The 12074-nt window shown below is 46.1% G+C and carries 9 protein-coding genes; 7 read left to right on the top strand and 2 right to left on the bottom strand.

Features of this window, described 5'->3' with window-relative positions; translation table 11 throughout:
- Positions 1–21 precede the first annotated feature (21 nt).
- From AC1DOV_RS20520 to AC1DOV_RS20490, 7 genes are all read left to right on the top strand, one after another.
- Entirely contained in the window at positions 22–993 is a 972-nt protein-coding gene (locus AC1DOV_RS20520; protein WP_441876005.1) for a cysteine peptidase family C39 domain-containing protein, read from the top strand.
- Between the two features lie 41 nt (positions 994–1034).
- Entirely contained in the window at positions 1035–1763 is a 729-nt protein-coding gene (locus AC1DOV_RS20515; RefSeq protein WP_441876008.1) for a thioesterase II family protein, read from the top strand.
- 15 nt (positions 1764–1778) lie between these two features.
- Positions 1779–4991 (top strand): non-ribosomal peptide synthetase, encoded by a 3213-nt coding sequence (locus AC1DOV_RS20510; protein WP_477550924.1) that lies wholly within the window; start codon positions 1779–1781, stop codon positions 4989–4991.
- Positions 4985–6256, top strand: a complete 1272-nt coding sequence (gene fabD, locus AC1DOV_RS20505; RefSeq protein WP_477550923.1) for an ACP S-malonyltransferase — start codon at positions 4985–4987, stop codon at positions 6254–6256. The genes AC1DOV_RS20510 and fabD overlap by 7 nt, the downstream gene beginning before the upstream one ends.
- 43 nt (positions 6257–6299) lie before the next feature.
- Positions 6300–7643 carry a M20/M25/M40 family metallo-hydrolase gene (locus AC1DOV_RS20500; protein WP_477550922.1) on the top strand — a complete coding sequence of 448 codons (1344 nt, stop codon included), beginning with the start codon at positions 6300–6302 and terminating at the stop codon, positions 7641–7643.
- 54 nt (positions 7644–7697) lie between these two features.
- Positions 7698–8387: a 4'-phosphopantetheinyl transferase family protein gene (locus AC1DOV_RS20495; protein WP_477550921.1), complete on the top strand. Its 690-nt coding sequence runs from the start codon at positions 7698–7700 to the stop codon at positions 8385–8387.
- A 169-nt stretch (positions 8388–8556) separates the two neighbouring features.
- Positions 8557–9288, top strand: coding sequence for an MOSC domain-containing protein (locus tag AC1DOV_RS20490; protein WP_477550920.1), 732 nt, complete (start codon positions 8557–8559; stop codon positions 9286–9288).
- 65 nt (positions 9289–9353) lie between these two features.
- Here the strand turns inward: AC1DOV_RS20490 and AC1DOV_RS20485 are convergent, their stop codons facing one another.
- A complete protein-coding gene (locus tag AC1DOV_RS20485; protein WP_477550919.1) occupies positions 9354–11339 on the bottom strand; it encodes a CotH kinase family protein in 1986 nt (661 codons plus the stop codon).
- An 18-nt stretch (positions 11340–11357) separates the two neighbouring features.
- Positions 11358–12074, bottom strand: a complete 717-nt coding sequence (locus AC1DOV_RS20480) for a DUF4956 domain-containing protein (protein WP_477550918.1) — start codon at positions 12072–12074, stop codon at positions 11358–11360.

Genomic DNA, 12074 nt, shown 5'->3' with positions numbered 1-12074 from the left:
TCTATTAAGGAGGATAAGCGGATGAAAGTTACGTTGGACAGACAACCATTTAATGAATTCTGGGCGAACTGTATGCTCAATCAAGCCTATTCAATCGCTGTTTCTGCTCATCCCAGCTATCGATATGCGGCATATTTGAACATTCATCGATATTATCCTTGGTCTGCAGCGACAGACCAGCAATTTCGATATCCGACGATTGATACGCTATATTATCTCGACGATTGGACCAAATTCCCACTAACCGGTGTTATTAAGTGGATTGAGCCGGGGCACTTCCGCGATAAGGAAATGTTTATAGATGAAATAAAAGAGGTGCTTGACGGTGGGCGCAATTTAAGTGTGAATGTCGATTTGTTCTATTGGCTGCCGGGAAGCATGGCTTGGAAAAAGTTTCATTGGTACCATTATTCGCTGTTTAATGGTTACGATAATGAACGCTCATCCTTCTATGTCATTGACGATACGCTTGCTGGCTACAATGAACATGAGGTTCCTGAGGATCGGCTCAGAAAAGCATTCAAAAATTCAGAATACAATATCAACAAAAACTATAATGGCCCTGCCTATTATATTTATAATCTTCATCCAACGATTAAACCGTATCAATTGAACTTATCGGAAGTTGTTGACAATGCGGAGCGGCTCACGCGGGAGCTTGATGATTTCTCTATGGAGGGAATGTGGCAAGTAGATTCAAGCCCGGATAAATATAGCGCTCATATTACGTATGCACTCATTGGAATCAACATTATATGCAACCGGCATATTGCAAATGAAGGACTTATTCGAACGCTGCGAGAGCAGAAGAAAATAAATGTGACATTATACGAATCCCTTAAGGATCAATTGGAGATGATCTGTGACGGCTGGCATGCGATCAAGCAATCTTTTGTTACGTATAAATTTCAGCGAGACAGAGAGATAGCTCTAGCAGAAAAACTATTTGCAATGGAAAAAACATTTTGGCGTACGCTAGCTAGTGGTGTTTAACAAAATCAAATCGCTTCCTAACAAGGTGGTCGTTCCTAATTATGGATAGTATACCGTTGCTTTGTTTGCCTTACGCGGGGGGCTCGGCTCAGGTCTATAAGAAATGGTCGCGGCAGCTCGATCCTTCTATTCAATTGATTCCGATTGAATTAGCTGGGAGAGGAAGCCGGATGAGTGAGCCGCTCTACGAGGATATTCATGAGGCAGTTAAAGATATATTGCATTTAATCCATGACTATACACAAAATCAGTATGCTTTATTCGGCCACAGCATGGGATGCTTGATCGCTTATGAATTAATTCATAGCATTCATGCAGCAGGATTGACGCTCCCATCCGTAGTTTTTATGTCAGGGTACGGGGCGCCTCATTCCAGCCATGTGAACCGAGAAATATATCAGCTTCCCGATAAAGCTTTTATCGAAGAAGTATTAAGCCTTGGCGGAACATCTGCTGAGCTATTCGAGCATAAGGAGCTGCGAGACGTATTTATGCCCATATTGCGAGCTGACTTTAAGCTGGTTGGCACGTACAAGCCAGAGGTTAAGCCGCCGCTCCCTCTTCATCTCATTGTTATGAATGGCTCTGAGGACAGCAGCCTGTACGGGACTTCAGAAGATTGGCAGTCACAAACGACGGAGACCTGTAAAATCGTCAACTTCGAAGGAGGTCATTTTTTCATACATGAACGGGAACAACAAGTCGTTTCGCTCCTAAATGATACGCTCCTGAGGATATTGGCTGGCAAAGAAATCATCCATTCACAATAGAGAGGAGCAAAAAATATGGATAAGGTAGTCATAGACGCTGGTGAGAGAAATCAATATTTGTGGCGAGAGGATGGAGGGTTTCCCCCAGATTTGCTTAGCAGAGAAGCGGAGTATCGTTCTATGGAGCAGCGCATCCATTTACCCAAAGAGCTCACAGAAATGCTGCTCCGATATGCTGAACAGTCCAATCAGCGATTGTATAGCGTACTGCTTACTGCGGTTTACATCATGCTTTATAAATATAAAGGGGATAACCGATTAACGATCGGCATTCCGTCTCAGAGATTCGGAAGTCATATGGACGGGACATGGATTCCGCTTCAAATCAGGGTAGATGAGCAAAATATGCTTCAGTCATTGCTAAAGCAATTAGACGGAGCTCTGAATGAATTCGAGGACAGTAATAAGGGACATATTTTGGAACTAGAAACTATCGATTCCGCCAGAACAAGCAGCTTCAATTCGGGACAGGCTGTAGCCGTAACCTTGGAAAATAGTTATGGGAAACCGAGCGCTGAAGGGGTTGGTTTGCTCTTTTCGTACAGTGTCTTAGAGTCAGAATCACCCGCCATAACGCTTACTATGACATACAATAGCTCTGCTTACAGCACGACAATGATGAAAAATCTAGCTAATCATGTTCATCGGGCAGCGGAGCTGTTAGTTCGAGGCGACGACATTCTCCTTAGAGATGCAGCCATATTGGATGAAGATGAAGTTCAAGCATTAATAAAATCACTTTGTGTTGGTTCATGCTCATCCACTGAAGCTAAGCCTTTACATAGAAAGAGAATAGCTGGTGAATCAAGCATGACCCTGCATCACCTATTCGAGAAGCAGGCTCAATCTCGCCCCTATGAGACTGCACTTATTTGCGGCGAGGAGTCGTTTACTTACGACACGCTGAATCAGCGGGCACACGAACTTGCTAGTAGACTGCGTAGCGAAGGCGTGCGTTCAGGAATTGTGGTTGGACTGATGGTGGAGCGAACGGTCGAGCTGGTAGTTGGCATCATTGGCATCTGGAAGGCTGGAGGCGCCTATTTGCCCATTGATTTGGAATACCCAGAGGATCGCATTCATTATATGCTGGAGGATACTAAGGCTCCGGTTTTGTTAACGCAGCACGATTACCTCTCGAAAGCTTCTCAATATGAAGGCAATATTGTTTGTATCGATGAGAGAGACGAGCAGTGCGCTGCTGGCGGGGAAGAGAAGGATTCACACATACTCTCAAGCAGCATGGAGCAGGATAATTCCTCTCAAAATCTAGCTTATGTGATCTATACATCAGGTTCAACAGGCAGACCAAAAGGTGTCATGATTCAGCATGAGAGTGCGATACGGTTCATAGAAGGAATGGCAGAGCAAGTAGAATATGTACCAGGAAAAACGATTGTTGCTTTAGCAAGCGCCGCGTTCGATGTATCTATACATGACTTAATTATGCCGCTTCTTTATGGGATGAAGGTGATTCTAGCATCACAAGCGGAGCGCAGAGACCCAGAACTGCTGGATCGTCTCATCGTCAAACATGATGTTGAGATGATGGTAACTACCCCGATGAGACTGCAAATGCTGCTGGCTGGCAAAGAAGAGAGATCATGCTTGCGCTATTTAAAAGATTTGATCATTGGGGGGGAGCCATTTATTCCAACCCTATGGAATCGACTGAAGCCTTATCCACAGCTTCGAATATACAATGTGTACGGGCCGACAGAAACGACGGTATGGTCAACGATACAGCGGATAGAGGATAATCATCCCGGAATAGGCAAACCGCTTGCTGGAGTGCGAACGTACATTTTGGATAAGGTGGGACGTCTTCAGCCTCCTGGAGTAGCTGGTGAACTTTGTATAGCAGGGACAAGATTGGCCCAAGGTTACTTTGGGAAGCCGGAGCTTACGGAGGAACAGTTCGTTAGCGACCCTTTTTATCCCAGTGAGAGAATGTATAGAACAGGTGATCTTGCACGCTACTTAAACGACGGAAACCTCGAATTTCTCGGGCGCAGTGACTTTCAAGTGAAAATCCGCGGACATCGCGTCGAGCTGGAGGAAGTTGGAATGATGCTCGCACGGCACGAGGACGTTACTGAATCGGCGGTGCTGCTGGAAGAGGAGCAGTCTAATGGCGGATTGTTATGTGCTTATTATGCAGCGGAGTCTGAATTGTCGACATCAGAGCTTCGCAGCTTTATGGCAAGTCGAGTGCCTGAATATATGGTGCCGCAGCGTTACATTTGGCTTGCAGCATTGCCATTGAATAATAATGGAAAGATTGATCGCAAGGCGCTGCCAAAGCAGAGTGAAGTGGCTCGTTTGCAGGATAATGCTGCATTTGCTCTGCAGCTGCTTGAGCTGGATACCGATACGGAGCGGAAAGTAGCGGCTCTTTGGCAAGAGGTGCTGCATACCGTCGATTTTGCCGCTGAAGACAACTTCTTCGAGGTAGGAGGCAACTCCATTCTGCTTGTTGCTTTACATCACAACTTGGAGCAGCACTACCCTTCTCGTGTATCCGTTGCAGATCTGTTTGGACATGCGACACTCCGCGGAATGGCTGCGCTAATGGATGCACCATTCAGTGAAGAAGGAGATATGGATGGACTAGCAGGGCTGAAAGGTTTAACTTTCCCTAATCGCATCATAAGCAGAGAAACGGGTATAGATCATGCAGCCATTCCCCGTTCATGCAAGCTGGATGAAGCGCTGCTCGGGAAATTGATGCAGCTATCAGAAGACATTGGATCAGATATCGTCGATATATTGCTTGTCCTTTATATGTACGTGCTATCCGATATTACGATGTCCGATGAAGTTACAGTCATCGTCAAAGACGGTGTAGGAGATCGGATGGTGCCTGTGACGCTGAATATGTCCCACTATATGACGGTTGTGGAAATGATCCCTGAAGTAGCTAATCAACGGGAAAGCGGCGACTATTATACCTTTTCCTCGCTTGCGACAGCAGCTGGTTTCCTTACATTGGACAATGGAATCATACCATGGTTCTCTTCAACCGACTTGAGAGGAATGGAGTCCTATATGCCGCTAATCGGCTTTGCGCTTCAGCTTGAGTTTAGTGAAGACGAGTTAAACATCCGATGTCTATATGATGCTTGTTCATGGGACATAGCGAGTGTGGATGAATTGCTCTGTCTGTATCTAGCATCTCTCAAAGTTGTAATGGCAGAATTAGAAGAGGGAGCTGAAAGCGTATGGTAGGCGGCACATTGCTGTTTCCCGGTCAAGGCTCACAGTATGTTGGCATGGGCAAGGATTTGTATAGGAAATATGAGCTCGCCAAAGAGATCTTTCATGAAGCGAGCGAAGCGATGAACATGGATCTCACAAAACTTATGTTTGAGGGCAGCATGGAGGAATTGACAAGGACGGAATATGCACAGCCAGCTATATTAACTGTAGGGATGGCAATGTACAAAATATACAGAGACCTGCTGGGGAAGGCTCCGCAATTTTTAGCCGGTCATAGCCTTGGAGAAATTACCGCCTTGACTTGTGCAGGTGGTATCCCATTCGACAGCGCTGTCCGTATCGTTCATCGTCGTGGTGAGCTCATGCGTGATGCGGACGATGCTGGTAGTGGTGCAATGGCGGCGGTAATGTCGCTTAGCGCAGCTGAAGTTGCAGAGATCTGCAAGCACGCTAGTTCCTCGTTTCAGGGTGGAGCTGAAATTGTTGTAGTGTCTAATATTAATTCAGATGATCAGGTTGTCATTTCTGGACATAAAGGAGTATTGAACGAAGTGGTGCAGCGTATCTCCAAGCGGGGAGGCGTTGTCATCCCGCTTCATGTGAGCGCGCCGTTCCACAGTCCTCTTATGGCACCAGCAGCGCAGCTATTTGCAGAGGAGCTTAAAGGACTGAAGCTTGGAACACTCCAACATCCGGTTGTTTCCAGTGTGACTGCAAGATTATATCGGAGTGTGGATGAGATTCCAGCAGTGCTGACTGAGCAGATTACCGCACCCGTTCAATGGACAGCGGTTATCCGTTTTTTGCTGGAGAACGGGGTTTCGGAAGCGGTTGAGATGGGCCCCCAATCGATATTGAAGAAACTAGCCAACAATAGTACAGCCCTGAGGGTGCTTTCTTTCGACCACGAACCGGATAGGGAACAGCTCCTTGAGAAGGGCCGGGATGAGGGGCAAGACTATTCGTTAGATTTTATTATTCAATGTTTGACTATCGTTACGTGCATGCGTAATCGGAACAGGGATTTAGAGCAGTATGAGCAAGGTGTAGTTGCACCTTACCGCGAGGTTCAGACGATGTTGAATGAGCTTCAGCTTTCTCGTGGCAGGGCAGAGTGGAAGGATCTGGTTAAGGCTTATGAGATGCTGATCTCTGCGTTCCATACGAAGCTTGTTCCAGAGAACGAACAGCAGGATCGATTGGAACAAGTGCTTCACGACAACGGCCTTAAGGATAAATTAGGGAGTCGATTTTTAGCTTCTAATAGAAGTTAAAGGATGTAAAAGGGAAGTCAACCATGCCAAGGAGGACTTTACGATGATTAGCAGCTTGGACGGGCCAATATATGAGTCACCTCAATATCTATTGCAGCAATTAATACGGTTTAATACAACGAATCCGCCAGGCAATGAGCGAGATTGTATTTATTTTATTCGTGATCTTCTTCTTGAATCGGGAATCAGCGATACGATCATTATTGCTCGAGAAGAGCATAGACCTAATTTAATTGCACGATTAAAGGGGTGCGGAGATGCACCTCCTTTTCTCATGTACGGGCATGTTGACGTTGTAGGTGTAGAGAAGCAAGTATGGAGCCGCGATCCATTCGGGGGTGAGATTATCGATGGTTACGTATGGGGGAGAGGAAGCCTAGATATGAAAGGCGGTGTAGCGATGATGCTTGCCGCCTTTCTAAAAGCCCACGCAGAGAAAACAGCATTACATGGCGATATGATTTTGGCTATTGTAAGTGATGAAGAAGCAGGTGGGGATTTAGGAGCCTCTTACTTAGTTAAACATCATTCTTATCTCTTTGCGGGCGTGAACTATGCGATTGGAGAGTTTGGGGGCTTCTCCTTTCAAGTAAGCGGCCAAAAATTTTATCCGATTATGGTGGCAGAGAAACAAATTTGTTTCCTTAGAGCTACGGTTAGAGGAGGAGGCGGACATGGTTCTCTTCGCCAAAATGAAGGAAGCATGGCGCAGCTTGCCTATATGCTGGGAGCGTTAAATAAGGTCAAGCTGCCGATTCATGTCACGCCCGCAGCGTCGTATATGATTCAATCCATGGCATCGGCATTGCCTCTATTGCCGAGGTTATTATTGAAAGGGCTGCTTCGGCCACGCCTGAGCAATCTCATGCTGAGGATAATGGGTGACAAGGGAAAGCTGTTTCAGCCGCTGCTTCGCAACACAATAAGTGCTACGGTTGTGCATGGTGGCGAAAAAATCAATGTGCATCCCAGTGAAATCATCGTGGAGATGGATGGGAGGCTGCTGCCCGGTTTTACTCCAGAGCAGTTCATTGCCGAGCTGTACGATCATGCCATACAACATCAAATAACGTTAGAGGTGATTCGTCATGACCCTTGTCCAGAAATCCCGGAAATGGGAATGTTTGAATTGCTGTCAGATGTGCTGAAGAAAGCGGATGAAGCTGCAGTGCCCATTCCGATGCTGCTGCCGGGTGGAACAGATGCGAGACATTTTTCAACATTAGGTATTCAAACGTATGGTTTTTTGCCTATGACGCTCCCAGAGGACATGAATTTCTCGGAGTTGATCCATGCTGCAGATGAGCGTGTGCCTGTTGAGGCTATTCGTTTTGGAGCAAAAGCTATTCATGAAGTGATGGCGCGTTATGGAAATTCGAGTTTATGATAGATTCAGACGAGTGCTTTTAGGAATAGTTGAGGGGGAAAGGAGCAGCATATCGTGCAGGCTGAGATCATGGTTTTGAAAACACCTCAAAACATCACGTCGAATGACTACCGGCAATTGTTAAGTCTCGTATCAGAAGAGAAGCGTTTAAAAATAAGTCGATTGCGACAGCAATGTGATGTTTATCGGACGTTATTTGGTGAAGTGCTTGTACGTGCTGCAATTGTGCGAAACCTAGACCTATCCAATCAAGCAATTCAGTTTACTTGCAATTCATATGGTAAGCCGTCACTTATCGGCTGCGAAGATTTTCACTTTAATATTTCGCATGCTGGAGATTGGGTTGCCTTATTTATAAGCTCTTCCCCGGTAGGCATTGATGTGGAACAAATATGTGAAATAGATGAAAGTATAGCAAAATCATATTTTTCGAAAATGGAATATGAACGTTTGTTTTGTTTGAGAGGGGAGGAGCGAACCGCTTATTTCTATGAGCTGTGGACGCTGAAGGAAAGTTACATAAAAGCAAAAGGTAAAGGGTTGTCCATACCGCTGGATTCCTTCTCTATACATATTGGCGAGGATAGCTCCATCGCTTTAACTCCGAGAACGGAAGCTTATTTTTTCAAACAATATGAACTGAACCGAAGTTATAAGCTGGCGGCTTGTACTACTGCTCCAAAGGGATTCCCTAATCAGCTTCAGCATTGGAGCATGGAGGATTTAATACACCTCTTTTTCTAATCGTATTACATTGCGTTTGAACCAATCATGTGAAACGACATGACGCGTGATAAGCGAAAACCCTTTCTGTATCGAAAGGTGGACTTGGCTTATCGCGCGTCTTTTGTGTTTATACTATAATCAAAGATATTTGTGAATGGAAGAAAACGGATGTATGGAGGTTGTTGGATTGACATTAACGTTGATTGGTGAAATTAGTGGCATAAGCAGGTACCCGATTAAGTCATTTGCAGGAGAGGAACTGGATGCCTGTAAAATCGATAGATACGGATTAATGGGCGACCGTTGTTATGCTTTTTATGATGAAACAAAAGAAGGCTGGGATAGCTTCTTTACTGCAAGAGAAATTCCGGCGATGCTGGCATACAAAACGAAGCTGGTTGATGAACGCACGAGCGCAGAGCATCCCGTAGTAGAAATAACTTCTCCAGAGGGTCAGACCTTCAACTGGGACGAGGAGCTGTTAGCTGAAATGCAGAAGTACTCCAAGAAGAAGATGCGGATGCGCAGTTATCAGGCACAAAGTCCTGACCTTAAAGCGGTGGATGAAGGCAGTATCCTCATCATCACCGATAAGAGCTTGCAAAAGCTCGAAGCGATATGGGGAAAACAGCTGGACGCGCGGCGCTTTAGAGCAAATATACTCATTACAGTAGAGGAAGGCGCTTTTGGAGAAAAAGAGTGGATAGGCAGACGAATAACGGTAGGCGGTGCTGAATTGCAAGTGGATAAATATTGTGATCGCTGCTCCATGGTTACGCTTGATCCAGATTCGCTAGCACGTGATGCTTCCTTATTGAAAAAAATTAACACAGAGATGAATTTAAACTTCGGGGTGTATGCTTCTGTAAAAAAGACAGGAGACATTGAAGTAGGCGAAAAGGTATTTCTTATGGATTGAAAAAGATCGCTGCCCGAATGCCACTGTGGCAAAGGGTTCGCGATCTTTTTTTTGAACTAGAATGCTTATAGTCGTTTACGTTTATAGAAGACGATGAATGCACAGGAGAGAAGCAGGATCACGATGGCGATCCCAGCCGTCGCGGCTTCTTTAGGACTGCCTTGTGCCTGAGTTTGCTGCGTGCCAGGGCCGCCGAAGCCTCCGCCCATGCCGCCACCCATATCGTTTGGTCTTTGGCCGCCAAACCCGCCTTGCATGCCGCCTTGCTGATTAGGCATTTGACCATCTGGTGGCGCCATGCCCACATCGCCCTGAGGGACTTGACCATCAGGAGCAGCAGTACCTGCATTGCCCTGAGGTAGCTGCCCTTCAGGAGCAGCAGTACCTGCATTGCCCTGAGGTAGCTGCCCTTCAGGAGCAGCAGCATCTGCATTGCCCTGAGGTAGCTGCCCGTCAGGAGCAACAGCGTCTGTATTGCCCTGAGGGAGCTGCCCTTCAGGAGCAGCAGCATCTGCATTGCCTTGAGTGTTCTGTGTAGTAGGGGAGGTAGTGTTATCAACTACTTGCTGAACGACGCCATCTGCCAGAGCACCTTGCGGACTCAGCTCTTTGTTCACTGTAATGCCGGCATTTTGCTGCCCAGCTCCTGCATTAACAGCAGCATTGCTGTTTCCGGTGTTGCCCTGAGTGTTACCCTGCTGCCCGTTTGGCCGATTGCCGCCGAAACCGCCACCTCCGCCCATGCCACCACCCATCCCGCCGCCGCTGCCAGATCCGTCGCCTGCTGCAGGAATGGTACCGGCGAGCTGCTGTGCAATGGTGCTGGTTTGCTGCGAGTTAAAGGAAACAACCTGAGCAACACCTTTCTCATATTGCTCATACGTGTAGAAGGAGGAAAGGTCTGCCTTTACATAATCTGAGATCATAGCTTTAATTACATCGACCCTTGCCTGAAACGTATCGGTTGCCAAATATCCTTCTAACATGCTTGTAACGATTTCGTGATATTTATCTTTATAGGCATCCACTTTAAGCAGCTTGTCAATAAGCGGCCTATCAGCTATCGCGCCGGTAGTTGGCTCATCAATGAGCACACTGGAGCCGCCGAAACCGCCAAAGGACATATTGTAATCCCATGGCAAAATGCTGAAAATACCATCATCCTCATACAAATAATAATTATGTTTTTTCTCAGAGAGGTAGCTGTCAAAGTTGCCGACTACTGCGTTTAAGGCGATGAACTTAAGCGCTTCATCAACGTCCAGCACACTCTCGTAACTTGCGCCATTGTTCAGTTCATCCAGCATATCGAGCAAAATATCATCATTTGTTTTGTCGGACTTCAAATCGAGGCCCGTATAGGAATCGATCGTTTCTAACCAGTTGAGCTCACTGCCGGTGCCGCCGTTTGCTTTGTAAAGCGCGCCATATGCATTGCCGAAATTACGTTCAAGATAGGCATCGCCAATCTGCTCGACAGCCAAATAAAAGCCCCAAAGCTCGCCATTGACGTAAACATTGACATAAGAATATTTTGGGGTTGGAAGTCCCATTTGCTCAGCAAGCTCATACGATAGAAACTCTCGCATATAAGAGGCATCGCTGTAGTTGTTATTTAAATTAATTTTGCTTATTCCTTGCAAGGTTTGATTAACATACTCATCGAATGAAATTTTAAAGCTGTACCGATCGGATTCGGTCATTCTTACGACACTGTTCAAGCTGAGATTGCCCTTCGTTCGAATGGCTACGTTTTCGAACTTCTGACCGTTATATTCGACCCAGGCTTCTTTATATTCCTCCGCGCTGGCGTTGTCCAGCATATTTTGGAACGCGTCCTCGTCGATCGTAATTTTTACATCTACGATTTTATCTTTAGGAAAAACCGTTTCATCTAGCTTTTGCTCATCCGCTGATTTCTCATCTGTACCCGTTGCCGCACCAGAGCTGCTGAGACTGAAGGATGTACCACCTGCGGCACATCCAGCGAGTAAAGTAACCAGGAGAATGGAGCAAAAGCATAATAAGATTACACGCGCTTTCGCTTTCATGAAAACACCTCCCGATAATTAGGATACATAGTCCCCGCTATAGCTAATAAGTACGGCGTTACGCACGCCAGCCAGCTCCGTCAGTTGGTTAACGAAACGTCCGGTTTCGTCGCGAAGGCGAATTTCCAGCGTCATTTCAATATTGCCCTGCGTTACTGTTTTTTGCTTCACGTTATAACGCTTAACGAGCGTGCCGACTTGCTTGTGAACAAGCTGCTCGGTAGCATCGCTGTCGCAGTTAACAACAAGCAGGTAAGGGGTTTCCACCGATCCGCCCTTAACGAAGAAGAATAGAATAAGACCAACCACAACCGAACCAATTACCGCTAGTGTAAAGAAGCCCGCGCCTGTAACGATACCTGCAACGGCAGCCCAGAATAAGAAAATTAAATCGGTTGGATCTTTAATTGGAGTACGAAAACGGACGATGGATAAAGCGCCAACCATACCGAGCGACAGCACGAGATTGGAGTTAATCGCGATAATGACAACTGCTGTAATCATGGTCATGCCGATCAGCGAAACGTTAAAGCTTTTTGAATAAAGCACACCGCTAAATATTCGTTTATAAAGCAAGTAAATGAAGAAGCCAAGTAAAAAAGCGACGCCCAGTGTAATCAATATTTTCGAAAGGCTAATATCAGAAGCAAAGTTATCCAGTACTGAATTTTTTAAAAGATCGGCAAAATTTGTTGTCGTCTCCGTTGCAGCCGCGGCAGTTGTTTTGGTTTCCAT

It is taken from the genome of Paenibacillus sp. 01T47, assembly GCF_056398245.1.
The sequence above is the reverse complement of the archived record's forward strand: the minus strand, read 5'-3'. Positions and strand labels throughout refer to the sequence as shown.

Excerpts from the sequence above, each read along its gene's own strand:
- AC1DOV_RS20520 (WP_441876005.1), top strand. The coding sequence starts at position 22 with ATGAAAGTTACGTTGGACAGACAACCATTTAATGAATTCTGGGCGAAC.
- AC1DOV_RS20515 (WP_441876008.1), top strand. The coding sequence starts at position 1,035 with ATGGATAGTATACCGTTGCTTTGTTTGCCTTACGCGGGGGGCTCGGCT.
- AC1DOV_RS20510 (WP_477550924.1), top strand. The coding sequence starts at position 1,779 with ATGGATAAGGTAGTCATAGACGCTGGTGAGAGAAATCAATATTTGTGG.
- fabD (WP_477550923.1), top strand. The coding sequence starts at position 4,985 with ATGGTAGGCGGCACATTGCTGTTTCCCGGTCAAGGCTCACAGTATGTT.
- AC1DOV_RS20500 (WP_477550922.1), top strand. The coding sequence starts at position 6,300 with ATGATTAGCAGCTTGGACGGGCCAATATATGAGTCACCTCAATATCTA.
- AC1DOV_RS20485 (WP_477550919.1), bottom strand. The coding sequence starts at position 11,339 with ATGAAAGCGAAAGCGCGTGTAATCTTATTATGCTTTTGCTCCATTCTC.
- AC1DOV_RS20480 (WP_477550918.1), bottom strand. The coding sequence starts at position 12,074 with ATGGAAACCAAAACAACTGCCGCGGCTGCAACGGAGACGACAACAAAT.